We start from the raw sequence: 23,163 nt of genomic DNA, 5'->3' as shown, positions 1-23,163 counted from the left end.
AGAACGTGGATGGAGCAACTGCTGACGTACGGGGCCAGACTGTTTGGGACAGGTTTCCCCGCGAGTCCTAGGTTCGCCGGAATGCCGCGCCCATTCCCGTGTTATTTGTGGGAGTTGAATCGCCAGATGCGGAAGCCATCAGGAGCGAAAGTCTCTCCTTGAGTCAAGGCTATTGCTGGTGTGACCTGATGCCGGTCATGTTGGCGTTTCGTCGAATCTGTATCCCTGTCCGGCTGCGGTGATGAGGTGTTTGGGGTGTGCTGGGTCGGTTTCGAGCTTGCGGCGCAGTTGTGCCATGTAGACGCGCAGGTACTGGGTTTCTTCCTGGTAGGCCGGTCCCCAGACGGTTTGCAGGAGTTGACGCTGGGTTATGAGTTTGCCGCGGTTCGTGACCAGCAGTTGCAGGACGTCCCATTCGCGTGGGGTGAGGTGGACACGTTTGCCGTTGCGGGTAACCGTGGCGGCGCCGAGGTCGATGAGGAGGTTTCCTGTTTGGATCACCGCGACGCCTGCGGGGGTGTGGGCGGAGCGGCGTTCGACGGCGCGGAGCCGGGCGAGGAGCTCGTCCAGCCCGAACGGTTTGGTTACGTAGTCGTCGGCGCCGGCGTCGAGGGCCTCGACTTTGTCTGCGGAACCTTGCCGGGCGGAGAGGACGACGATTGGCAGGTCGGACCACGCGCGGATGCCCCGGATCACATCGGCGCCTTCGATGTCCGGGAGTCCGAGGTCGAGCACGAGGACGTCCGGAGGGTTCGACGCGGCGAGGTGCAGTGCGTCGGTTCCGTTGGCTGCAACGGAAACGGCGTAGCCTTCGGCGCGAAGGTTTATCTGCATGGCCCGCAGGAGTTGCGGTTCGTCGTCGACCACGAGGATGCGTTTCATCGTCCCTTCCTTGTCCCGGTACTTACCGGCGGTTTAATCCCTGGGTCCAACGTACAGTGGCACGCGCAGGACCATGGTCAGTCCCCCTCCGGGTGTCTGTTCGGCGGTCAGTTCGCCGTCCATCGCTTCGATGAAGCCTTTCGCGACCGCGAGGCCGAGCCCGATGCCGGCCCTGTTGCTTTCGTCGCCTAGCCGTTGGAAGGGCTGGAACATCGCAAGGACGCGTTCGGAGGGCACCCCGGTGCCGTGGTCGATCACGCGCAGCTCACTGGTGGGCCGGTCACCGGCACCTGGGGCAAGGAGGCCGCCGGTGGTGGCGACGATGACGATGTCGCTCCCCTGAGCGTACTTGACGGCGTTCTCCACGATGTTGGCCAGCGCCCGTTCGAGCAGGCCCCGGTCACAGTCGAGCGCGGGGAGGTTCGGGGCGAGATCGATGCGTACCGAGTTCGGGGGGAGCTCCCGCAGCACGGTGGTGACGACATCGAGCCAGGTCACGGGCTCATGGAGGATGGAAAGGGCGTCGCTGTCGATGCGGGACATGTCCAGGAGGTTGCCCACTAGGTTCTCGAGCCGGCCTGAGTAAGAGTCAATGGTGTCGATCATCTCGGTCTGTTCCTCGGCGGTGGTTTTATCGCGTTGGCGTCCCAGGGCGGTGACGGCGAGCCGGATCCCGGCCAGCGGTGTGCGCAGGTCGTGGGAGACCGCGCGCAGGATGGAGGTGCGGATTCGGTTCGCTTCGCCGAGCCTAACGGTCTCGCGCAGGGTGCTGGTGAGTTGCTGGCGTTCGATCAGGGCGGTGAGGTGGGCTTCGAAAGCTGCGAGCAGGCGACGCTCCCCGCCGCTGAGGGGCCTGCCTTTCCACGCGAGGATGAGTCCGGCAGTGAGGCGGTCGGTTCCGTCGGCCTCGTCGGCAGTGGCCGGGGCGCCGCTTCCGGCCCGTGCCCGGACCGTCCAGGTTTTGACGCCGACGCCCCGCGTGTCGCCGTTGTCGGCGTCGGGGGCGAGGACGCTGACGGCCGTGAGTTGAAATTCATCCCTGAGCTGGTCAAGGAATTCTTCGGGGGTTTGGTCGCGTGCAAGGGAGCCGCGGGCCAGGTCGCTGAGGGTGCCGGCTTCGGCTCTGGCTGCGGCGGCGTCCTGGGACCGCCGGGTGGATACGCCGATCAGGAGGGAGAAGGCGACAGCGACTGCGAGGAAGACCAGTAGGGCGAAGACGTTTTGCGGGTCGTTGATGGTCAGGGTGCCCACCGGCGGCGTAAAGAAGTAGTTGAGGAGCACGGAGTCAACGATGGCGGCCACGGCGGCGGGCCAGAGGCCACCGACGAATGCAACGGCGACGACGGCGCACAGGTGGGCAAGGGCCTGAGTCGTGAGGTTGAGCCCCGGGAAAGGCAGCAATGCCGCGGTCATCATTGCCGGGGCAGCGAGGGCGAGGGCGTACCCGGTGAGCGTCCGGGCGCGGCCCAATACAGGCCTGAGCCGTAACTTGGGCCTGCGGCCGGCGAGGGGGTGGGTGACCATGTGCACGTCAATGTCTCCCGAGTCCCGTACGACGGACAGGCCCACCCCGCCAGCTCCGAACAGCTGCTGCATTCGCGTGTGCCGTGAGACCCCGACAACGATCTGGGTGGCGTTGACGCTGCGGGCAAAGTCGAGCAGGCTCATGGCGACGTTATCCCCGGCAAGCTGGTGATAGCTTCCGCCGAGGTCTTCGACAAGTTGGCGCTGTGAAGCGAGGGAATGCTCGGAGCCCTCGGCCAGGCCGTCCGGCCTGCGGACGTGGACGGCGAGCAGGTCACCGCCGCTAACCCTTGACAGAATGCGTGCCGCTCGGCGGAGGAGGGCCTCCCCTTCCGCGCCGCCGGTGAGGGCGACGACAACACGTTCCCGGGCGGGCCACGCTTCGTCGATCCTGTGCTGCTGCCGGTACTTGGCGAGCCCCTCCTCAACGCGGTCGGCGAGCCAGATGAGTGCGATCTCGCGCAAGGCAGACAGGTTTCCGAGCCTGAAGTAGTTCGCCAGTGCGGCGTCGATCTTTTCTGGTGCGTAGACCAACCCCGAGCTGAGGCGCTGCCGGAGAAGCTCAGGGGGGATGTCTGCCAGTTCGATTTGGTCTGCTTTGCGGACGATCGCATCCGGGATGACCTCCTGTTGGCGTGTTCCAGTGATGGATGCGACGACGTCGTTGAGCGACGCGAGGTGCTGGACATTGACGGTGGTAAGGACGTTGATTCCGGCGCTGAGGAGCTCCTCGACGTCTTCCCAGCGCTTGGCATGGCGGCCGCCGGGGGCGTTGGTGTGGGCGTATTCATCTACAAGGGCCGTATGGGGTTTCCTGGCCAGCACAGCGTCGAGGTCCATCTCCGGCACGTGCGTGCCGCGGTACTCGACGCTGCACAGCGGAATCTGCTCCAGCCCTTCCGTGAGGGCCGCCGTCCGGACCCTGCCGTGATCCACGACGACGGCGACAACGAGGTCGTCCCCGTCGGCCACCATCCGGTGGGCTTCCTCAAGCATGGCGTAGGTCTTGCCGACGCCGGGCGCGGCGCCGAGAAAGATACGCAGAGTACCGCGGTCCATAGCTCTGATTGTTCCAGCCTCCCCAGTTATAGCCCTACTTGACGCGTCCCGCGACAGCGAGGTTGAGCCTGGTGCTATTGACAGCGGGCTGGCCAAGCAGCCCCAGGACCGGGCTGGTGGTGGCGTCCGTGATGAGCTGGCCGACTTCCTCCATGCTGAGGCCAGCGGCCCTGGCAACACGCGGCGCCTGAAGCTGGGCGTACGCGACGGAGATGTCCGGGTCCAGTCCCGACGCAGATGCTGTGACGGCGTCGGCGGGCACCGATGCGGCGGGCACGCCCTCACGCACGGCCACCGCGGCGCGTTCTTCCTCGGCAGCTGCACTGCGTGCGGGATCCGACGGACCGAGGTTGGATGCACCCGACGAAGAGGGGTCCCACCTGACGGCGGACGGCCGGGGATGGAAGAACCGGTCTTCGCCTGCGGGGACAGCCTGGGCCAGGAGAGTCGATGCTGCCGGGCGGCCATCAAGTTCACCGATGGATCCGTTGGCTTGGGCCGGCATGACTGCCTGGCCAGCCCCAAAAATGGCCAGCGGATAGATGAGACCGAGGAGCAATGTGGCTATTGCAAGGAACCGGATCGAGGTGCCAAGTTGTCGAAGGTAGGCGGTCATGTGATGGCTCCTTTAATGCAGGCCCGGCACGACGGCCAGGAGCAGGTCGATGATTTTGATGCCGATGAAGGGAATGATGATTCCGCCGGCCCCGTAGATCAACAGGTTCCGGTGGAGTGCCTGCTGGGCGCTAACCGGCCGGTAGCGGACACCGCGCAGCGCAAGCGGGACGAGCAGGACGATGATGACCGCGTTGAAGATGACCGCTGAGAGCACCGCACTTTTGGGACTGGTCAATCCCATGATGTTGAGCACGTCCAGACCCGGGTAGACCGCGACGAACAGGGCGGGGATGATCGCGAAGTACTTCGCGATGTCGTTTGCCACGGAGAACGTGGTGAGCGAACCGCGGGTGATCAGCAGTTGCTTGCCGATCGCGACCACGTCAATGAGCTTCGTCGGGTCCGAGTCGAGGTCCACCATGTTGGCGGCCTCCTTGGCGGCTTGAGTACCGGAATTCATGGCCACGCCCACGTCCGCCGCGGCCAAGGCGGGCGCGTCATTTGTGCCGTCGCCGGTCATGGCCACGAGTTGCCCGGCAGCCTGTTCCTGCCGGATACGGGCGAGCTTGTCCTCCGGGGTGGCTTCGGCCAGGTAGTCGTCCACTCCGGCTTCACGGGCAATCGCTGCAGCAGTGAGCTTGTTGTCACCGGTGATCATCACTGTGCGGATGCCCATGCGCCGCAACGCCGCGAAGCGTTCCGCGATGCCGGGCTTGACCACGTCCGCGAGGTGCACGGTGCCGAGCACGCGTGCCCGCCCGCCGTCGGCCACCGCTACCACCAGCGGGGTGCCGCCACCGCGGGATATCCGGTCGACGTCGTCACGTGCTTCATCGGGCAGGATCCCATCCAGTTCAAAAATCCAGCGGCTGACGGCGGAGGCCGCGCCCTTCCGGTAGCGGCGGGGGCCGTCGTCGAGACCGCTCATCCGGGTCACGGCGGTGAAGTCGACGGCGGTAACGGCCCCCGGCCTTTCCCGGGCGAGCTCGTCCAGTCCCGGGCCTGCAGCACCGCGCCCAACAGCGAGATCCACAATGGAACGGCCTTCCGGAGTTTCGTCAGCGAGGGAGGACAACCTTGCCGCCTCGATAAACTCATCCCGGGGTACGCCCGGTGCGGGGAGGAAGTCTACGGCGCGGCGGTTGCCGAAGGTGATGGTTCCGGTCTTGTCCAGCAGCAGCGTGGTGATGTCCCCGGCCGTCTCGACGGCGCGGCCGCTGGTTGCCAGGACGTTGTGCCTCACGAGGCGGTCCATGCCGGCGATTCCGATGGCCGGGACGAGTGCCCCGATCGTGGTGGGGATCAGGCACACCAGCAGGGCAACAAGTACAACCGGGGATGGGATGCCGCCGGCAAGATTGGCGAACGGTACCAAGGCCACAGTCACGGCAAGGAACACGATAGTAAGGGCTACGAGCAGGACGTGGAGGGCGATCTCGTTGGGCGTCTTCTGCCGCTCGGACCCTTCGACCAGAGCGATCATCCGGTCAATAAACGTGGATCCCGGTTCAGCGGTGATGCGGACGGTGATTCGGTCCGAGATGACCCTGGTGCCACCGGTGACCGCGGAACGGTCGCCGCCCGCCTCTCGGATTACTGGCGCCGATTCTCCGGTAATGGCGGACTCGTCAACCATCGCCAGGCCCTCGATAATCTCCCCGTCGGACGGGATGGTATCCCCGATCTCGCAGACGACGAGATCGCCCTTGCGCAGATCCGGTGCCGGGACCTGCTCTTCGGTGGATCCACGGAGCCTCCGGGCCATCAGGCCTTCGCGCCCTTCTCGGAGACTGTCCGCCTGGGCCTTGCCACGTCCTTCCGCGAGGGCTTCGGAAAAGTTGGCGAACAGGACTGTCAGCAGCAGCCACGCCGTGATCACGACGCTGAACACGGCGTCCGGGCTGCCCTGGGCGATTTGGAAGCCGCACGCTACGGCCGAGACGGCCGTGCCGACGAGGACGGTGAACATGACCGGGGAGCCGGCCATCTGCCGCGGGTTCAGCTTGATGAACGATTGCGGCACGGCGCCAAGGACGAGCTGGCGGTTGAAGGCCCTCCGGCGTTTGTAAGCGTGTCCGGACAGTTCGGTCACACGCGGGGCGGGCACATGGCCCGGGGCTCCATGCGGTTGCCCGACTGGTTCGGCAGGGCGTTGGGGGTTATGGGTGGTGGTCATTGGAAGGTTCCCTCTGCGATGGGTCCCAGCGCGAGTGCCGGGAAGTAGTTCAGTGCGGTCAGGAGGAAGGTCACGGCGCCAAGGAGCCCGGCGAACAGCGGCCCGTAGGTGGCCAACGTTCCGGGCGACGGCGGGATGGGTTCCTGGGCTGCGAAGCATCCCGCCAGGGCGAGGACCAGCACGATAGGCAGGATCCGGCCCAGCCACATTGCGGCCGCCATCAGCGTCGACAGGAGCGGGCCGGAGGTGGTGATGCCCCCGAATGCGGATCCGTTGTTGTTGGCACCGGAAGTGAAGGCGTACAGGAGTTCGCTGAACTGATGCGGTCCTTGGGCGGGTGCCTGGGCTACGGCGTCCGGGACAAGGGTGGCAGCCCCGGTAAGGACCAGCACCAGAACCGGGGTTACCAGCAAGTACAAGGCAGCAAGAGTCATGTGCCGGGCCTGGATCTTCTTGCCCAGGTACTCCGGGGTCCGGCCGACCATCAGCCCGGCGAGGAACACCGCCACAATGGCCAGGACGAGCATCCCGTAGAGCCCTGAACCAACCCCGCCGGGCGCAACCTCGCCCAGCATCATGTTGAACATCGCCATACCGCCGGCCAGCGGCGGAAGCGAGTCGTGGGACGCGTTGACCGCACCGGTCGAGGTCAAGGTGGTCGACGTCGCAAAGATGCCGCTGGCGGCCGGGCCGAAGCGTTGCTCCAGGCCCTCACCCAGATCCGGGGCGGCGGCCATGGTCCAGGCCATCGCCGTCATCGAGATCAACCACAGCGAGGCCATCACCGTCAGGACCGTGTAGCCCTGTTTCCGGTCGCCCACCATGCGGCCGAACGTGTAAGGCAGGGCCGAGGGGATCAGCAGAATGAGGAACACCTCGAACAGATTGGTGAACGAAGAGGGGTTCTCGAAGGGGTGCGCCGAGTTCGCGTTGAAGTACCCGCCGCCGTTAGTGCCGAGTACCTTGATGGCCTCCTGGCTTGCGACAGGGCCGCCCGGAATCGACTGGGACACCCCAGTGACCGCGTTATGCACCTCAGCAGGCCAGAAGTTCTGGACAACACCGGCGCTCAGGAGCACCACCGCGGCGACCGCCGACAACGGCAACAGGACGCGGAACGTCAACCGCGTGAGGTCAACCCAGAAGTTACCCAGCGAACCAGAACTCCGACGGGCGAAGCCGCGCATGAGAGCGAACGACACCGCAATACCCAGAGCGGCCGACACGAAGTTCTGGACCGCGAGGAAAGCCATCTGCACCACGAAACCGAGCGTCGACTCGGGCACGTAAGCCTGCCAATTCGTGTTGGTCACAAACGACACCGCGGTGTTCATCGCGACCCACGGGTCAACGCCGGCGGCCTGTCCCCCGGACAGCAACGGTTGGATGCGCTGCGCGACGTAGACAACAAGGACACCAGCGATCGAAAACGCCAGGACGCTGCGCGCATAGGCGTTCCAGGTCTGCCCGCTGTCCGACCCTACGCCGGCCGCCCGGTAGACCCATCGCTCCCAACGGAAGTGGCCGCCGTCGTCCGCAACCTTCGCAAGGTAGGCGCCCAGCGGACGGTGCACAGCGCCGAGCGCGACAACCAGGACCGCTATTTGAGTGATGAACGAGAAGATGTTGAACTGCATGACTCACCGCCCTCCGGGGCGGAACAGCTGGTCCACCAGATAAACACACAAGGCCAGGGCCACAAGGCCCAGCACCGCCCATGCGATGATTTCGCCGTTCATTTCCCGTCCACCAGCTTCGAGAGCGCGGACAGACACCAGACGGCCAAGCCCGCCAGCACCAGAAAAATCGCCACAACGGCCAGATCGACCATGACACAACCCCTTTTCACGGCAGCACCTTGCGGCCGTAAAAGCAGTCAACACCCGCCGTAAGAACCGGCCCCCGTCCTTTACACATCCCTAACGGCCAGGACGCCGATACTTACAAACTATTAACGCTCCGCATCTTTACCGGCCCCTTTTCCGGGCGCCACACTGGGTCCGTGAAGATCGATGAATGGTGGCCCCTTGTCAGCGAAGAAACCCGCAACTGGCTGACCACGCACAACGGAGAGGGCCTGACCTCTCCGGTCGTCAACGAGATCATGTCGGCCACCGGTGGCAGCAGGGACTCCGACTGGTGGGACGGCGACACAGCGGACGGGCTCCAACTTACCGACGTGGCCGTGGACTGGATCGAAGCCACCGCCAATGGCGAAATGCCACCGGCGACCAAATAAGCCCAGCAACCCGACGTCAAGGAACCGCAGCTCCGTTAGAGCTACGCCCAGGACAGCCTTGTCCTGATCGGCGGCGATCGGACACGCCGGTGCCGGGAGGCCGTACTTACGTCGGGCATAGTGTCATGTCCGACGCAATTGTGGACACTCTCAACACTCCCTTGGCTGGACAAAGGGAGGAATGTACGGTTGTCTACGTCGCTGAAACCCTTTGTTGTCGGCCGCGAATGAAAAAGCGCAACAGTCAAGTCGTCGTCCGCTCCCCGGCACATGAAGTGGTGGACTTTTGGGCCAGTGCCTACAAGCACACTCTGGCTTCAGCAAAGGCTCCCTTCCAAATTCTGTCGTCCCGTTAAGACCTCCTATGATTTCCAGACCTATGCAACTTGACCCGGACCTTTGGCACTGCCGCAGTGGGACTCAGGCCGGTGATGATGGCTGCAAATCCACTTTCTACCCGTGCTGACCGTTGCAGTGTTCGGCCGTCCGGGCCCCTATCGAGGAAGTACGTGATGGAGACGCCAGCAGCACCCAGAGGCGGGGAACAAGCCTCCGCTGCGCCCATCCGTGTATTCATCGTCACCGACCATGAGCTGGTCCGGCAGGGACTCCGGGAATTGTTCGAGGATGAGGGGTTCGAGATCGTGGGTGAGGGCAGTTCGGCCGCGGAGGCCATACGATCAGCTGCACTTCTGCAGCCCGATATCGCGGTTTTGGACGACCGGCTTCCGGACGGGACTGGCATAGAGGTGTGCCGAGCTCTACGCTCCAGAACAGATCCGGTGACATGTCTTCTTCTGTCCGGGTATGACGAGGACCGTGCTGCGCGGGCAACAGTTCTAGGGGGTGCGTCAGGATACGTACTCAAGCAGGTTGGGGACAATACGGAACTGGCGAACGCCGTTCGCCGTGCGGCCAGGGGGACTATCTTGATTCGGCCTGCACTCAGGGAACGGATTGCCGAACGCCTCAAGGCTGCTGCTGCGACCTCGCTGGGAACCATGACGACCAGGGAACGGGAAGTGCTCTTCTTTATGGCGACCGGGATGACCAACCGACAGATTGAGCAGAAATTGATACTCCCCGGCCAGGTGATCGCTGGTTGCGTTTCCTCGGTGTTGGAGGGGCTAGGTTTTGCACGCAGCAAGCCTGCCTACATATCGTCTGACGACGAAGGATTGTTCTGACTCTGTGCTTAAGGCGTGCCGTGTCCGACGCCAGCTGGGCAGTTCCACTAAGTCTGCCGCCACCGGAATATGGCGTCATCATCGGGACACTGGCACGGACCAGCTTATGGTGGTGCCTCTGTCTGGGATGCTTTCTATGCCGCATGTACCGCCGAGCCTGTGTGCTCTGTCCCTCATGTTGCCCAACCCGCTGATCCGTTCGGGCTCGTAAAAGCCGCAGCCTTTGTCAGAGACGTGGAGAGTGATGGCGTCGTTCTGGACGGTCAGCAACACACGTATGTCTTTCGATCCTGAGTGTTTGATGGCGTTAGTGACGCTTTCCTGTAGCACCGGCAGTAGCTGCTCGAGGACCTCCTCGCTGATTTCGTCATCGACCGGGCCGGAGAACTGAACTCGCGGGACGAAATCGGTTGCGTCCGCAACTTTGTGGACAACGCTGAGAACCCGGCTGCTGAGGAATGCTTTCCCAGGTCCCCGAGGCCGAAGGGAGTATATGGTGTCGCGTAGCTGCCGTATGCAGTCATCCAGTTCCGTTGTGATGATCGTGATGCGCTTGAGGGAGTGCGGGTCCGTGGTCGTGCGGCGCAGGCTTTGGATGCTCAGTCCGGCCGCGAACAGTCGTTGTATGACCAGGTCGTGCAGGTCCTTGGCAATCCGGTCACGGTCAGTGAACAGGGCATTCTCTGCTTTTGCCTCGTTCGCTTTGAGGAGGTCCAGCGTCAGGCCAATCCTCGAAGCGAACAGGACGCTTGAGGTAATGTCGGCTTCTGTATAGGGTGTTCCTCCGACTGGCCGGGCGAGAACTAGGACGTCGTCGTGGTGGCCGTAGCTGTTAGTGCCGAGAGCCGAGATCAGGACTGGTCCAAGAGTTTCTGCTGTCACTTGGTCAAAGACCTGGCGCGGGTCGGTCACGGCCCTCGAGACGCCAAATGCGAATACCTCTGCAGCGACCAGGTCCGCCGGGAGTTCCTGACCGCATGGAACCAACGGGGTCCCGCTGGAAGTCCGGCACTTGAGGCGCCCGTCCAGTGCCACCTCCGCTATCAGGGACAACGAAGAAACGGAGGCATCCAGAGCTTCTTCGGTGATCAAAGCCATGTTGTCCATGACGGAACGTGGTTGGGCTTGGAGCCTGTCGGTGGCTTCCATGCCAGCTTCCAGCCACCGCCGGCGGCTGTTGCTGTCTTCGAGCAACAGGGCGTTCTGGATGGCAACCCCCGCCGCAGCCGCTAGCGCCGCGGCGAGGTTTTCGTCCTCGACCGTGAAGTCTCCTCCGTCGATCTTCTCGGTCAGGTAGAGATTGCCGAACATTTGACCCCGCACTTTGATTGGAACGCCAAGAACACTTGTCATTGGCGGCCGGCTGGCACGAAAGCCCCTAACCAGGGGATGCTCGCCCAGGTCTTGCAGCCGTAGGGCACGGGGTTCAAGGTCAGCGGTGATGGATTGGCTGAGCTGCTGGTCGCCGCCAAGGACATCCAGGGAACCGTAACGGGTACCGACAAGTTCGCATGCCGACTGCGCGACGCCCTGGAGCACGGTGTTCAGACTCAGGTCTTCGGTCAGAGAGATGACAGCTTCGACCAGGCCGTCTATACGCTCCTGCGGGTGGACTATTTCATTCGGCCGGCCGGAAAGACCGGGTGGAAGGTCCCGTCGTCGCTGCCTGATAGGTTCACGCCACATGAAGAACACCTCGGTCGTTGACCAGCGTTATCCATGGCGGTCTTCATCGTCCTGGATTTCGATACCTGGGATTTCCCAGCTCATCCTATTAAGCCAATGCTAACAACCCTGACCAGTTATTGTTCCCTCACCCTGCTAAACGTTCCTGCTTGTCACTCGAGCCCAAACGTACTTCTTTGCCCTCCCCCACCGTTTCCGGCGGGAACGAAACCCGATGCGCGCTTAGGGATCGAAGTGGACTGGTGCGCGGTGTTCGCCGGAGACGGATCCCAATAGTGCCGCAGCCAGGTCGCGGACCTTGACGTTTCGAGTGCTGGATGCCCGCAGAAGCATGTCGTACGCAGTGTCGTGGTCACAGCGGTTTTGCCCCATAATGACGCCGATGGCTGTATCAATGGCAGTCCTGTGTTCAAGGGCAGCGTAGAGGTTCTCGGCCGTTTCTCTGAGTTCGGCCATACGCAGGGCCTGACGAAGCACTCTTGATACCCGTTCCGCCACGGAGTGCGCTGCTCTGGAGTCACCGCCGGTTATAGGGGTGGAGTCGCAGGACCAGAGAGTGAGAACGGCCCGGGGGGCTCCCTTGTCCAGAAGCGGGATGCCGAGGACGGACACGAACGCTTCCTCGGGCCTCTGCAGTGGAAAAGCCGGTTGAGGCTCACCTGTCAAAACATCCACTGGCGGCCTTGCACTGCAAACACGGACGGTCGCCTTCTTCGGCCGGCTCAGGGTGATACTGCACAGCGCAACTGATTCGATCGAAGCAAGCAGAAATCCGGCCACAACGGCGAGGGTACCCAAGGCTTCCTCAATGCTCTCACTGTTGAGAGCTATGTCGTCGAACATCACGTCCGACTTAGTCCTGACATTCCCCACGTCACCGGACGGTCCGGGATGGAATCCTGCGACCGGGCCGCAGTGGTCGTTAATCAGACCTGTTCCTGCACTTTCACGTGTCTGGGTGATCGCGCGTGCCGCGGATGCCTTATCGGGATAAGCACCCGACACGGCAAGGATAGCCCCATCCCGGGCAAGGACTCGAAACCGGACGTGATCGTGTTGATCAGTAAACAGCTCAAACAGACCAGACATAGGCCAACCTTTCCTGTTCCTTCACCCATTGCCCATGTGCGACAGGCACCTACTGTTTGCCGAGGGAACACGCGGCGGGAGTTCAATGCACACGCCGCCGAGTCCAGATTTTGCGGGAGGTACCGTCACCGATCACGTACTTCCACACCCATCCGGTCACGCTCCCGAGAACCCTCCCGGCCCGAGGGTTTCCTCCCCTCAATGAAACGCCTTCCACGCCATCCGCGGTACGGGCCTTTCGCCCCTGTCTCCGGCTGTGGGCCCGGTATCTACTGAAAGAACCAGGCCCGCGTACTGCGGGCCCACTCGCCTTGAATCCGGAGAAACCTGCTATGTCCGATTTGCTGAGATGGTCCCCGTCCGCCACGTCCCGCAGGACACCACCGTTCACCACCATCCTCCGCTCCCCGTTGGAACTGCTGGACTCCATGGAACGCCTCTTTGCTACAGACTCAGGACCCGCCCCGATCCGGGTGGAAGAATTCGTCGACGGCAAGAACCTGGTAATCCGCGCCGAGATGCCCGGTGTCGATCCCGACAACGACATCGAAGTAACCATGGAAGACGGTGCCCTCAAAATTCATGCCGAACGGCAGGAAAAGGAAGAACACAAGGACAACGGCCGTTACCGGTCCGAGTTCCACTACGGTTCCTTCAGCCGGAGCATCCCCCTCCCGGAAGGCGTGAAAGAAGAGGACGTCAAGGCCTCCTACACCAACGGTGTCCTTGAAGTCCGGGCACCTATGCCCGATGTAACCGAGCGTGCAGCGCCCAGAAAGCTCCCCATCACACGCGGGTAACATGCCCGAGCTCCACCACGCAGAACCATTCCCTGGCATCGACATGACCACGGTCTTCGAACCGGTGACCCGGCATTGGCTCGTTGACACTACTGCCAGTGCGCTCCATTGGCCAACGCATCATCGCCCGCAGCGCGGTCGCCGCCCAGGGAAACCAACCATCGCCTGACCTCGTGTTTGGCCCGCCGCCATCGGGCGTCCCATTGAAAGCGGCACATTAAAACGAAGGAGAAGGACATGTCTGCATCATCAGCAAGCCCGGGCATCGGCGCCGGTCACCACAGAACACCATTGGAGCTCACAGCCCTGACAGCAGGTGCCGTGTTTGCGCTCGTCGGGATCGTGGGATTCATCCCCGGCATCACCACCAACTATTCACAGCTGGGCTTCGCAGGCCACGAATCGGGCGCGATGCTCCTCGGGGTCTTCCAAGTCTCCATCCTGCACAACATTGTGCACCTGCTGTTCGGAGCAGCCGGGCTGCTCATGGGACGGACCGTAACGCAGTCCAGGTATTACCTCATCGGTGGCGGCGCGGTTTACCTGGTGCTCTGGCTCTACGGGCTTTTCATTGACCAGGGGTCGGCGGCCAACTTCATCCCGGTCAACACAGCAGACAACTGGCTGCACCTAGCCCTCGGAATCGTCATGATTGCCCTGGGATTCGTGCTCGGCCGAAACGCCAGCCACAGCCGGCAGCCATAGGCCGAAAATGAAGCACCTTAACCACAGGCACGCTGTCACCCCCGGCCCATTGCCTTATATATGGGACCGGGGGATCCAATGCGGATAGGGCTGATCTCCGGCCCCGGATTCCCGGTCCCCCCGCCCGCCTACGGAGGAACAGAAAGAGTCGTCGATACCCTCGCCCGCGGACTCACCGATGCCGGACATGAAGTGCTGCTTGCGGCCCCCTCCGACAGCAGCTGTCCGGTACCACGCGCCCCCGCCATGCATCCGTCAGATCCCACGCAACTCGACTCGATCCCGCGAGAACTACGCCACCTGGTCCAGGCCTACAAGGCAATGAGCGGGATGGACATCATTCACGACCACACCCTCCTGGGGCCCTTGTATTCCCATCGCCACGGCAAGATTCCGGCAAGTCACCACCATCCACGGCGTACTGACCCCTGACATGACCGAGATCTACCAGGCAATCGGACAAACCTCGCACATCATCGCGATCTCCCAAGACCAGGTCCGGCACACACGTCTTCACGTGGACAGAATCATCCACCACGGAATGGACCTGACAGCAGTACCCGTCGGCCCCGGCAACGGCGGCTACGCCTGCTTCCTTGGAAGAATGTCCCCTGACAAAGGCATACTCGAAGCCGTCCTCATCGCCCGTGCAGCCGGCATCCCACTACGGATCGCCGCGAAAATGCGCGCGCCCGCAGAACTCGAGTACTTCAACACCATCGTCAAACCAGCGCTGGGACCCGACGACGAAATGCTCGGTGAAATCGGCGACAAAGCAAAGTTTGAACTGGTCGGCAACGCCGTCGCCCTGCTCTGCCCGCTGCAATGGTCCGAACCCTTCGGCCTAGTGATGATCGAAGCCCTTGCCACCGGTACCCCGGTCTTCGGCACCGCGTTGGGGGCGGCGCCGGAGATCATCGATGACGGCGTCACCGGCTACCTCGCCCCCACCCAGGAACTCGCCACGCTCCTGCCCCTGGCCACCACCCTGGACCGTGCAACATGCAGGGAAACCGCGGAAAAACGGTTCAGCGCGGACCGAATGATCGCAGACCACCTGGACCTCTACCAAGAAATTCTCGCCTAAAACGAACGCATGGAGCCCGCACTTACGGAAGGCCGGGAAAGATCGAAGCCAGGCGGAATCGCAATATTTTGACGACATCCGGGCCACCATGGAAATGAGCTTCTTCGCACCCCTGACGGTACGCGCCTTCGCCCCAGCCCTCGGTGCGGCCAAGGGAGGATCATCACCATCTGCTCGATAGCGAGCCAGCTGCTTACGGACGCCCACGGCACCTCAAAAGCTTCTGATTGCTCGCTTAACCACCGGTTTGCGGTCGGACTTGACAACCCGGCGGTCCACGCCGCGGCTGCCGCCGGCCCGACATCCAGCGCTCCCAGGGCGCTGAACACACACTCAACGGCGACGTCGACCTGCCATCGATGACCCCCACAGAATTCAGAGAGTTGCTCTCACCACCGGACCTCGCCAGCAGGCATTTCGAGACCGCGGTTCAGATAGTGGAAACCTGATTTCCGTTTGCAGCGCGCTTCCCTGGCCCGTTTACCAGCCCCGCTTGTAATGAATGACGAAGTGGTCATGCTTCGCGGTATCAGGTGGAGCGCCAGGTATGTCATTGGCGCTTGCGTTTGGGGCTGTCCCCTTGCCTTAGTTCGTTCACCCGTGCAGGACTGCTGAAGCGGAAGGCGCGGCGGGCCACATGGTGGGTGTCATGCCGGCGGCGGACCAGAATTGGGCCGGCCTGCAGTTGCTGCGCGGCACGGGGAAAGAACCAGGCCTTGGCCAATTCCACCAGAACCATGTAAACCACTATCATTCCCAGCAGGGCCAGGAAGAACGGGACCGGGAGCGGATCGAAGCCGAGCAGACTGGCCAGCGGCCATAGCGGCAGATAGACGCCGAGAGCCACCGCGCCCAGTGAAGCCGCGATCAGGCCGCGCGACGGGCGGCTGCGGAAGAAGGGCACGTGCCTGGTCCTGATGGCGAAAGTAATGAGGGTCTGGGTGGCGATGGATTCGATAAACCAGCCCGCACGGAACTCCCCCGGCACGGCATGGAACGCGATGAGCATGAGGGCGAACGTCGCGAAATCAAACAGCGAACTTATGGGCCCGAAAAGGAACATAAACCGCCTGATGAACGCGATGTTCCAGTGCGATGGCGCCCGGAGCTGTTTCTGGTCCACGCGCTCACCCGGGATGGCCAGCTGGCTGGCATCGTAAATCAGGTTGTTGAGCAGAATCTGGCCCGGCAGCATGGGCAGGAAGCTCAGCACCACCGACCCAGTGGCCGCACTGAACATGTTCCCGAAGTTGCTGGAGGTGCCCATCAGCACGTATTTGATCGTGTTCGCGAAGATCCGCCGGCCCTCCATCACGCCCTCGGCCAGGACGCCGAGATCCTTGTCCATGAGGACGACGTCGGCGGCGTCCTTGGCCACGTCGGTGGCACTGTCCACGGAGATGCCGATGTCCGCCTTGTGCAGTGCCAGGGCGTCGTTCACGCCGTCACCCATGAAACCCACCGAGCCGCCGCTAAGGCGCAGCAGGGCGATAATCCGCGCCTTTTGTTCGGGCGAGACGCGGGCGAAGATGGTGGTGGTCCGCGCGGACGCGGCGAGGTCGGCGTCGGAAACTCCGTCTATTTCTGCGTCGGTCAGGGTTCCGCCGGACAGCACGCCCACCTCCACACAGACCTTTTCGGCGACCTTGGCGTTGTCCCCCGTGGCGATCTTCACCGAGATCCCCAGCGCCTCAGGCTGGTCCAGCGAAGCCCTGACGCTGGCTTTGGGCCGGTCCAGGAAGATGAGGAAGCCCGACAAAACCGGGTAGCGCTCATCCTCCGGGGTGAGCTGAAGCAGCCCTACGACTGGCCGGACGGCCACCGCCACCACCCGGGAGCCTGCGTCGAAATGTTCAGCCAGCATGGCCTGCACGGCAGGCGGGGTGGGCCCGCACAGGGCCAGGACGTCCTCGGGGGCGCCCTTGGTGATCAGCCGCGCGGGACCTCCCGCCTCCCGGACCAGCACGGTGGTGCGCCGGCGTCGCGGCAGCCATCGTCGCCTCGGTCTCAACGGAGCGACTCCCATCGCACTTCGACCCCTAAGGTCCCTCAGCCCGCGGGTGCCAGTGGCACCACTAGGCAGGACCAAAGCCTCTGCGCGCCTGAACCGGAGCCCTCCCATGAAATGGCGCAACTTGGCTGGTGCGCCCATACACCCGAAACGTCGAATCCATCTCCCTCGACAGCCCCAGATAAGCTACGCACTTTTTTCACGGCAGGCATCTATCCTGACGGCCGCGAAAAGGGCATCATGAAAGGGTCCACTCGAGAGCAGGCCAGCAATGCCCGACCCTGATGTCATCCGCCAAATAGCTACAGCATCAGCGATAAGCGGCGGTTTCCTCGTCGGCGTGTCCGGCGACTACGGGGATGGCACCACCAGCCCAAGCATGGTGCTCCCCGCCGGATACAGCTTCAGCATCTGGACTCCCATATACGCAGGTCTTTTCAGTCACGCCATCTACCAGGCTCTGCCGGCACAGCGCCGCGATCCGCTTCTGCGGCGTACCGGTTATCCGCTGGCCTGCGCTGTTGGCCTGTCCGGTTTCTGGGTCTGGACCCAAGACATTCCTGGCTTGGAACTTTGCCTTATTGCCGCCACTACCGCAGCCGCGCTCACCGCGTATGTCCGCGCGGCGCCCGAACAACACTCCGAGGCCAAGCCTGAATCGACGCGTGACCGGTGGCTGGTGCGGATCCCGCTGGCCATGTTCAGCGGCTGGATTACAGTGGCCACGGTCGCCGGTGGGGCCGAAGCCATCATCGCCACAGGTCTTCGCGCGCCGTGGCCCGGAGCCGAAGCGTGGAGCACCGCGGCGCTGGCAGCTGCGGGAGGAGCAGCCTCAGCAATCGCGTGGCTGCGGCCAATCTCGTCCGCGTACGCCGGAGCCGTCGCCTGGGGACTCGCCGGCGTCGCCGTGCGGAACCTCCCCAAACGAACACGACCCGGCGTAACCGCGGCACTGGCCGGGGCCGCTGTGGCGCTGGCCGCCATAGCCAGCACACGCCGGCGCTAGAACAACGATCACTTAGCCAATGCCCGCCGAGTGCCGCGCCCGGCCTTACCCTGCCCGCCGAGAAGAAACCCGGGCTGCTGTTCACCATCGATGAGATTTAATCCGCGGGCCGCACCGAACTGGTCCATCGCGCCGCGAATGTCCAGAACTCCATCTACAGCGAGCTGCCGATCCGTCTGATTATGCCGGGCATCCGGCAACGGTCTCGGACTTTCTCAGAGAGGGAACCGCGACCTTTCGTCGCCCCAGACTTTATAGACCTGCAGGCGGTCGCCGCCTGCAGGTCGGGCGCTCCGACGCCGAAACCTTCCGCCGTACCGGGTGAAGCTGCCCATCGCTGGGGTACGGGTCGAAAGAACCTACGGAAACTTCGATGGCACTATTAGGACTACAAATTTCACTAGGCAGACTAGCTAGACTATCTAGTTATATGTATGCTTATGAATGTTGTTGATGTTACTTCTTGATGGAGTCGTGATTTTTGTGGTTACTTTCACCGAAGTTTCAGCGCCCGATCCCCCGCTGGGGGTTGCCATCCGGGACAAACACACCCTGCATGCGGAGAGTTGCACGGGCAACACCCCACTCACCCTGGACGGCACCACAGCGCCGCAGGGCGGACTGGCGGACCACGGCACAACTTCCGTGCAGACCGTGACGTCGACCATGGACGTGGACGGCGGGAGTTCGAGCTCCGCGGCTGGCGATTCCGGTGCTGCTGAACGTCTGCCCTCTGCCGCGGAGGACCCCGCGACGTGTCTCATCGGGTTACTCCGGGAAACCGGTCAGGGAAGTCGCGAAGCTTTCGCGGAGTTTTACCGGCGTACCTCTCGCAGGGTGTTCGGGATGGTGCGCCGAGTGGTCCCCGATCCCGGGCTCAGCGAGGAGGTAACCCAGGAGGTCTTTATTGCGGTTTGGCGGGACGCCGCTACATACCATCCGGGTCTGGGCAGCCCGGCCGCCTGGCTGTTGACGATCGCCCACCGCAAAGCAGTGGACAAGGTCCGCTCGCACCGAAGCAGTATTAACCGTGACGAACCAAGGACAGGTGCCTCCCGGACAAGACCCAATGACGAGGTCGCAGCTTCAGTACCAGCCCGGTCTGACACCCTGCGCCTCAGGCCCTCTATGGCAGCACTATCACCGCTGCAACGCGAAGCGATTGTTCTCGCATACTTCGGCTCCCTCACCTACAGGGAAGCCGCCGAGAGACTCTCACAACCGTTGCCCAGCATCAAGTCCCGGATCCGGGATGGCCTGACCCACCTGCGAGAACAACTCGACCCGGCCTGACGAGTTCCGTTCAAGACAAATCACTCTTCACTGTGTCCGCCAGCCGATGGCGGACTTAGCTCCATCCGTTACGTAGACTGATGTTCTGCGCTTGATCCCCTGGATTTGAAGTGGTGTATGAAATCGTTTGCCTGCTGCGACGTCGTCCCCGGCTGCAACGCATCGTGGCTGCGGGAAACCGATGACGAGATCTTGGCGGCAGTTGCGCAGCACGCTGCAGATGTCCACGCCATGAACCACGTACCGGCAGAACTGGTGGAATCCGTCAGGGCCGCCGTCGCTACGGTCTGACTCTTTTCTTGAATGAAAGGCCCGTCCCCCCGGACGCTAACTGGCTGGACATGCTGGAAGCCGCCTGCATCGGCATCGGAGTTAGGGCTGCGTACCAGCCTATTGTGGGCACCGAACGCGGGGATGTTGTCGGCTACGAGGCTTTGATCCGCTTTCCGGGGTACGAGGAAAAGAGCCCGCAAGTATGGTTTACACAAGCCCGGGCTGCCGGGATGGCGGACCAGCTAGAGGCGCTTGCCCTTCGAACTGCCCTCGCTGCACGGCCAACGCTTCCGGAAAACTGCTTCCTGGCGCTCAACGTATCCCCGGACCTGCTAACCAACCCGAAGATACGGAACGTGTGGAAGGAACAGGGAGACCTCAGCGGGCTTGTCATCGAGCTGACGGAACAGTCCCGTATTGAGTCTTATACCTGGCTAGAGCCCGACCTGAACCAGCTCCGGCATGCCGGCGCACTGATCGCCGTGGATGACGCCGGGGCCGGTTACGCCGGGCTTCGACATCTGCTCGCCCTTCGGCCAGCCATCATCAAACTCGATCGTGAACTCGTTCAGGGCCTCCAGAAAGACGAGGCCAAACGGGCACTCATCGAGATGCTGGGAGTTTTCGCCAGCAGGGTGGACGCCTGGATCCTCGCCGAAGGGGTCGAGCAGGCGGAAGAACTTGACGCCTTGGCTGCCCTGCGGGTGCCCTTGGTCCAGGGCTATTACCTGGCCCAGCCCTCCAACCCCTGGGCCCAGCCTGCCGCTGACGTCCGAGTGCGCCTCCGCGCGCAGTCAACCGCCACAAGAACATCCACCGTAAGCGCACTGGTCGAGCCAGCACTTACAGCCTCAACGATTGCGGAGGCGGGCAGTATCTTCAGTGAACACTTCTTGGTCGACTGGGTAGTGCTGATCGACCATTCCCGGCGGCCCGTTTCCGTCTTAAGCCCTGAATCCACGATGCACGGGCTGACCTTAAGCACGCTCAAGGCAAACGCCCGCACGCCCATACTTGCTGCACTGGACCGCGCGGTGACCCGGGAGCCAGGTGTTCGATTCAGCCCGCTCATGATCACCGATGACAACGGCAGCCTAGTAGGCATTGTCCGCATGGAACGGCTGATCACCACCCTGACGGCGACGGCAACCGTGAAAACCAGGGGCTGAGCCTTTCAGCTTCCTAACCATCATTGCAGTCGCCGAAGAGCTGAAGCGCCATGCGCCCCCAGCCCAGGGCGGAGCCGCTCCCCCGCACGCTGCGGCCAAGCGCGCTCTGCCCGGCCCCCACCCACGACCTCTGGACCAGCGCAGCGATGCCCCCTAAGAGAAATGGCATCCGGTAGATAGTCCACACCACATCCGGGGGTCAAAATCTTGTCCGGTCCATGAACCCCCCAACCTGACGGCAGGCGGTTCCTCCAACCAGGTCAGATTAGGGTGCCAAAGGACACCTCATGCATTTGTCCAGCGAGGAGTCCTAGATTCAGACCTCACTGCCGCCCTTGTTGCTGAGGTTGGGTCAGCGGTCCCGGACAAATGTGCAACGGCTTCTAGCCGCTCGTGATCGAGGCCCTCACCCGGCCGGAAATGCCACTGCCACTGTTCCAGGTCCAATGGTTTGGCCAAAGCGACCCGACGGGCCGGTCGCGGATCAGGAAGTTCATTGAAGCGCTTTGATCGTGCCGGCCTTGCCTGGAGCTTCCTTCCGTCGGAAATGATGACTGTCTTCAGGCCCTAGTCCAGGCTCCAGTACTGAAACTTGAGCCATTCGGCCTGCAGCCGGTATTTTTCCAGGTCACACATTTTCCTGGTCAGCTGCTCCCCGTAGGGGCAATCATCACGCCCATGCCCTTGTGATGGGGTCTTATGGCTCTCCCCGTCCGTCCGGCCGGTTACCGATACTTGAAACAAGCCGGCAGTCAGGACGTCTGGCGGTGCACGACTTTGGAGGTTGTCGTGGAACTCTCTGAATTCGAACGAAGGGAACTGGACCTGATTGGTGCTGCCCTGGAAATTGACGACCCACGGCTAGGCCAGCTGCTCGGCCCTGGCACCTTTTCGATGCCAAGGCGCAGGGCCGTCCGGCACGCGCTACTGATATTGGTGGGTGGGCTTTGTGTGCTAGTCACCGGTCAGTTGCTGCAGTTTCCCTGGGTGGGCATCCTCGGATTCACCATTATGAGTGCAGCCGGTTACTGGGCCACGCGAAGCGTGCGGTGGGGTGGTTCTCATCGTTCTGAGACAGAGCTCAAAGGACAGTCAGAGTAGGGAACGGCCATGGAACGTGTTATCGACAAAGTCGCCTTGGTTACCGGAGCTGCGCGGGGCATTGGAGCCGCTGTGGCTGCGCGCCTGCACGGAGAAGGTGCTCGCGTCACTGTCGCGGATGTGCTGGAACAGGAAGGCAAGGAAACGGCGGAACGACTGGGCTCTGGTGCTATGTTCGTTCGTCTGGATGTCACCAGCCCGGCTGACTGGGATGCCGCGGTCAAGGCAACGGTGGATGCTTTTGGCGGCCTAAGCACCCTCGTCAATAACGCCGGCATTGTCAATTTTGCGTCGATTGAGGATTTCACGCTGGATCAGTGGAACACAGTCCTCGCTGTGAACCTCACGGGCACGTTCAACGGGATCAAGGCTGCTATCCCGGCGTTGAAGCAGAGCAAAGGCAGCTCCATTATCAACATCTCCTCCATCGCAGGCCTTCGCGGCTATGAGAATATCCCGGGATATACCGCTTCGAAGTTTGGTGTTCGGGGCCTGACCAAAAGCGTTGCCTTGGACTTGGGCCGCTACGGGATCCGCGTCAATTCCGTCCACCCGGGAGTGATTTCCACTCCTATGACTGCTGGCCTGGCCATGGACATGGGAAGCGTGGCGCTGGGGCGCGAGGGGCATCCGGGTGAAGTTGCTAACCTCGTCCTCTACCTGGCATCCGATGAGGCCTCCTACATCACCGGATCCGAATTCGTGATCGACGGCGGCGACACCGCAGGTACGGTCACCCCACCAGAGGAGGGCTAGTCGGGGCAACTGCCGCACCCTTGTGACAACCCGCCAACACTGAAGTCCCGGTGTGAAGGACAGGATCGCCGCCCCGTAGCAAGACAGCCAACGGACCGCTCGTTTTCGTCAATGGCATCTACGGCTAATACCACATGGGATGGGCACATTCCTCGATCAGCACGCGAGTCCAGCCGGAAAAGTGGAAAGGCAGCAGTGCGTTGCAATCGGCAGCCTTTCCGCCGACGCGCACGTAATTATCGGATGGCGCCATGCGTATCAAAGAAGCCCGTGTAGCCCGCTCGTGCCTGGTCGTAGTCTTGGACGGGACTAAATGGGCAGACGTCGATCAACGACCTGCTCAACGAGCCGGTTGGCGCCGCACACGTCCAGCTGGCGCTGCCGATCCTGATGCAGGTCAAGCCTGGACAATTCCGCGGTCTGTCATAGGACCCGGCTGCGTCACCTCATGCGCAGGCACGGAACTCCAAGCCGCCTGCGAGTTTCAGTCTCACGAGCGTGC

22 protein-coding genes are annotated in these 23,163 nt (G+C 62.7%); 13 read left to right on the top strand and 9 right to left on the bottom strand.

The window, feature by feature from the left end; genetic code table 11:
* Window positions 1-195 precede the first annotated feature (195 nt).
* From ACHL_RS08635 to ACHL_RS24165, 6 genes are read right to left on the bottom strand one after another with little or no spacing between them, the layout of a single operon-like run.
* The gene (locus ACHL_RS08635) at window positions 196-882 is read right to left on the bottom strand and encodes a response regulator (protein WP_015936912.1); all 687 of its coding nucleotides are present in this window, start codon (window positions 880-882) and stop codon (window positions 196-198) included.
* A gap of 33 nt (window positions 883-915) precedes the next feature.
* The gene (locus ACHL_RS08630; protein WP_015936911.1) at window positions 916-3,465 is read right to left on the bottom strand and encodes a DUF4118 domain-containing protein; all 2,550 of its coding nucleotides are present in this window, start codon (window positions 3,463-3,465) and stop codon (window positions 916-918) included.
* A gap of 34 nt (window positions 3,466-3,499) precedes the next feature.
* Window positions 3,500-4,081, bottom strand: coding sequence for a K(+)-transporting ATPase subunit C (kdpC, locus tag ACHL_RS08625; protein ID WP_015936910.1), 582 nt, complete (start codon window positions 4,079-4,081; stop codon window positions 3,500-3,502).
* Between the two features lie 12 nt (window positions 4,082-4,093).
* Window positions 4,094-6,259 (bottom strand): potassium-transporting ATPase subunit KdpB, encoded by a 2,166-nt coding sequence (gene kdpB, locus ACHL_RS08620; protein WP_015936909.1) that lies wholly within the window; start codon window positions 6,257-6,259, stop codon window positions 4,094-4,096.
* Window positions 6,256-7,896, bottom strand: coding sequence for a potassium-transporting ATPase subunit KdpA (gene kdpA / locus ACHL_RS08615; protein ID WP_015936908.1), 1,641 nt, complete (start codon window positions 7,894-7,896; stop codon window positions 6,256-6,258). Before kdpA ends, kdpB begins: the two co-directional genes overlap by 4 nt.
* 3 nt (window positions 7,897-7,899) lie before the next feature.
* Window positions 7,900-7,998, bottom strand: a complete 99-nt coding sequence (locus ACHL_RS24165) for a potassium-transporting ATPase subunit F (RefSeq protein WP_139187448.1) — start codon at window positions 7,996-7,998, stop codon at window positions 7,900-7,902.
* A 263-nt stretch (window positions 7,999-8,261) separates the two neighbouring features.
* Between ACHL_RS24165 and ACHL_RS08610 the strand changes: the two genes are divergently transcribed.
* Both ACHL_RS08610 and ACHL_RS08605 read left to right on the top strand, forming a co-directional pair.
* Window positions 8,262-8,498 (top strand): hypothetical protein, encoded by a 237-nt coding sequence (locus tag ACHL_RS08610; RefSeq protein WP_015936907.1) that lies wholly within the window; start codon window positions 8,262-8,264, stop codon window positions 8,496-8,498.
* Window positions 8,499-9,010: 512 nt separating this feature from the next.
* The gene (locus ACHL_RS08605) at window positions 9,011-9,685 is read left to right on the top strand and encodes a response regulator transcription factor (RefSeq protein ID WP_015936906.1); all 675 of its coding nucleotides are present in this window, start codon (window positions 9,011-9,013) and stop codon (window positions 9,683-9,685) included.
* 78 nt (window positions 9,686-9,763) lie between these two features.
* Here ACHL_RS08605 and ACHL_RS08600 read toward each other — a convergent pair whose 3' ends face one another.
* A complete protein-coding gene (locus tag ACHL_RS08600) occupies window positions 9,764-11,224 on the bottom strand; it encodes a GAF domain-containing sensor histidine kinase (protein ID WP_244266554.1) in 1,461 nt (486 codons plus the stop codon).
* On the opposite strand from ACHL_RS08600, the gene ACHL_RS24685 reads away from it, so the two are divergent.
* Window positions 11,132-11,392, top strand: a complete 261-nt coding sequence (locus tag ACHL_RS24685; protein WP_244266587.1) for a hypothetical protein — start codon at window positions 11,132-11,134, stop codon at window positions 11,390-11,392. The genes ACHL_RS08600 and ACHL_RS24685 overlap by 93 nt on opposite strands.
* Window positions 11,393-11,593: 201 nt before the next feature.
* On the opposite strand, the gene ACHL_RS23375 is transcribed toward ACHL_RS24685, so the two are convergent.
* A complete protein-coding gene (locus ACHL_RS23375) occupies window positions 11,594-12,460 on the bottom strand; it encodes an ANTAR domain-containing protein (protein ID WP_015936904.1) in 867 nt (288 codons plus the stop codon).
* A 332-nt stretch (window positions 12,461-12,792) separates the two neighbouring features.
* Between ACHL_RS23375 and ACHL_RS08590 the strand changes: the two genes are divergently transcribed.
* The 4 genes from ACHL_RS08590 to ACHL_RS24885 all read left to right on the top strand — a co-directional run bounded on the left by ACHL_RS08590 (window position 12,793) and on the right by ACHL_RS24885 (window position 15,052).
* The gene (locus ACHL_RS08590; RefSeq protein ID WP_015936903.1) at window positions 12,793-13,260 is read left to right on the top strand and encodes an Hsp20/alpha crystallin family protein; all 468 of its coding nucleotides are present in this window, start codon (window positions 12,793-12,795) and stop codon (window positions 13,258-13,260) included.
* A 237-nt stretch (window positions 13,261-13,497) separates the two neighbouring features.
* A complete protein-coding gene (locus tag ACHL_RS08585; RefSeq protein WP_015936902.1) occupies window positions 13,498-13,965 on the top strand; it encodes a DUF4383 domain-containing protein in 468 nt (155 codons plus the stop codon).
* 60 nt (window positions 13,966-14,025) lie between these two features.
* Window positions 14,026-14,397 carry a glycosyltransferase gene (locus tag ACHL_RS24890; RefSeq protein ID WP_322787063.1) on the top strand — a complete coding sequence of 124 codons (372 nt, stop codon included), beginning with the start codon at window positions 14,026-14,028 and terminating at the stop codon, window positions 14,395-14,397.
* A 1-nt stretch (window position 14,398) separates the two neighbouring features.
* Window positions 14,399-15,052, top strand: a complete 654-nt coding sequence (locus ACHL_RS24885) for a glycosyltransferase (RefSeq protein ID WP_322787062.1) — start codon at window positions 14,399-14,401, stop codon at window positions 15,050-15,052.
* 550 nt (window positions 15,053-15,602) lie between these two features.
* Here ACHL_RS24885 and ACHL_RS08575 read toward each other — a convergent pair.
* The gene (locus tag ACHL_RS08575; RefSeq protein WP_244266531.1) at window positions 15,603-17,063 is read right to left on the bottom strand and encodes an HAD-IC family P-type ATPase; all 1,461 of its coding nucleotides are present in this window, start codon (window positions 17,061-17,063) and stop codon (window positions 15,603-15,605) included.
* A gap of 271 nt (window positions 17,064-17,334) precedes the next feature.
* Here ACHL_RS08575 and ACHL_RS23370 point away from each other — a divergent pair, with 271 nt between their 5' ends.
* The 6 genes from ACHL_RS23370 to ACHL_RS08555 all read left to right on the top strand — a co-directional run bounded on the left by ACHL_RS23370 (window position 17,335) and on the right by ACHL_RS08555 (window position 22,661).
* On the top strand, window positions 17,335-18,069 hold the full coding sequence (locus ACHL_RS23370) for a hypothetical protein (protein ID WP_015936901.1): 735 nt from the start codon (window positions 17,335-17,337) through the stop codon (window positions 18,067-18,069).
* A gap of 444 nt (window positions 18,070-18,513) precedes the next feature.
* The gene (locus ACHL_RS24920) at window positions 18,514-19,362 is read left to right on the top strand and encodes a sigma-70 family RNA polymerase sigma factor (RefSeq protein WP_081434804.1); all 849 of its coding nucleotides are present in this window, start codon (window positions 18,514-18,516) and stop codon (window positions 19,360-19,362) included.
* 117 nt (window positions 19,363-19,479) lie between these two features.
* A complete protein-coding gene (locus ACHL_RS23780) occupies window positions 19,480-19,653 on the top strand; it encodes a DUF1059 domain-containing protein (protein ID WP_015936899.1) in 174 nt (57 codons plus the stop codon).
* A gap of 8 nt (window positions 19,654-19,661) precedes the next feature.
* Window positions 19,662-20,804: an EAL domain-containing protein gene (locus tag ACHL_RS08560; RefSeq protein WP_043793888.1), complete on the top strand. Its 1,143-nt coding sequence runs from the start codon at window positions 19,662-19,664 to the stop codon at window positions 20,802-20,804.
* Window positions 20,805-21,503: 699 nt separating this feature from the next.
* Complete coding sequence (locus ACHL_RS23775; protein WP_244266530.1) at window positions 21,504-21,905, top strand: DUF3040 domain-containing protein; 402 nt, start codon at window positions 21,504-21,506, stop codon at window positions 21,903-21,905.
* 9 nt (window positions 21,906-21,914) lie between these two features.
* Window positions 21,915-22,661 (top strand): glucose 1-dehydrogenase, encoded by a 747-nt coding sequence (locus ACHL_RS08555; protein WP_015936897.1) that lies wholly within the window; start codon window positions 21,915-21,917, stop codon window positions 22,659-22,661.
* Window positions 22,662-23,163 lie beyond the last annotated feature (502 nt).

This window comes from Pseudarthrobacter chlorophenolicus A6 (genome assembly GCF_000022025.1).
Classification (GTDB): Bacteria; Actinomycetota; Actinomycetes; order Actinomycetales; family Micrococcaceae; genus Arthrobacter; species Arthrobacter chlorophenolicus.
Note: the sequence above shows the minus strand (reverse complement) of the source record. Positions and strands in the feature narration are given on the sequence as shown.

What these genes read in the sequence shown, in the direction of transcription:
- ACHL_RS24885 (WP_322787062.1), top strand. Translation starts at nt 14,399, where the DNA reads ATGACCGAGATCTACCAGGCAATCGGACAAACCTCGCACATCATCGCG.
- ACHL_RS08590 (WP_015936903.1), top strand. Translation starts at nt 12,793, where the DNA reads ATGTCCGATTTGCTGAGATGGTCCCCGTCCGCCACGTCCCGCAGGACA.
- ACHL_RS08635 (WP_015936912.1), bottom strand. Translation starts at nt 882, where the DNA reads ATGAAACGCATCCTCGTGGTCGACGACGAACCGCAACTCCTGCGGGCC.
- ACHL_RS08605 (WP_015936906.1), top strand. Translation starts at nt 9,011, where the DNA reads ATGGAGACGCCAGCAGCACCCAGAGGCGGGGAACAAGCCTCCGCTGCG.
- kdpB (WP_015936909.1), bottom strand. Translation starts at nt 6,259, where the DNA reads ATGACCACCACCCATAACCCCCAACGCCCTGCCGAACCAGTCGGGCAA.
- ACHL_RS23370 (WP_015936901.1), top strand. Translation starts at nt 17,335, where the DNA reads ATGCCCGACCCTGATGTCATCCGCCAAATAGCTACAGCATCAGCGATA.
- ACHL_RS23775 (WP_244266530.1), top strand. Translation starts at nt 21,504, where the DNA reads ATGGCTCTCCCCGTCCGTCCGGCCGGTTACCGATACTTGAAACAAGCC.
- ACHL_RS24165 (WP_139187448.1), bottom strand. Translation starts at nt 7,998, where the DNA reads ATGAACGGCGAAATCATCGCATGGGCGGTGCTGGGCCTTGTGGCCCTG.
- ACHL_RS24890 (WP_322787063.1), top strand. Translation starts at nt 14,026, where the DNA reads ATGGGACCGGGGGATCCAATGCGGATAGGGCTGATCTCCGGCCCCGGA.
- ACHL_RS08555 (WP_015936897.1), top strand. Translation starts at nt 21,915, where the DNA reads ATGGAACGTGTTATCGACAAAGTCGCCTTGGTTACCGGAGCTGCGCGG.
- ACHL_RS23780 (WP_015936899.1), top strand. Translation starts at nt 19,480, where the DNA reads ATGAAATCGTTTGCCTGCTGCGACGTCGTCCCCGGCTGCAACGCATCG.
- ACHL_RS08585 (WP_015936902.1), top strand. Translation starts at nt 13,498, where the DNA reads ATGTCTGCATCATCAGCAAGCCCGGGCATCGGCGCCGGTCACCACAGA.
- ACHL_RS23375 (WP_015936904.1), bottom strand. Translation starts at nt 12,460, where the DNA reads ATGTCTGGTCTGTTTGAGCTGTTTACTGATCAACACGATCACGTCCGG.
- kdpC (WP_015936910.1), bottom strand. Translation starts at nt 4,081, where the DNA reads ATGACCGCCTACCTTCGACAACTTGGCACCTCGATCCGGTTCCTTGCA.
- kdpA (WP_015936908.1), bottom strand. Translation starts at nt 7,896, where the DNA reads ATGCAGTTCAACATCTTCTCGTTCATCACTCAAATAGCGGTCCTGGTT.
- ACHL_RS24920 (WP_081434804.1), top strand. Translation starts at nt 18,514, where the DNA reads ATGTTGTTGATGTTACTTCTTGATGGAGTCGTGATTTTTGTGGTTACT.
- ACHL_RS08630 (WP_015936911.1), bottom strand. Translation starts at nt 3,465, where the DNA reads ATGGACCGCGGTACTCTGCGTATCTTTCTCGGCGCCGCGCCCGGCGTC.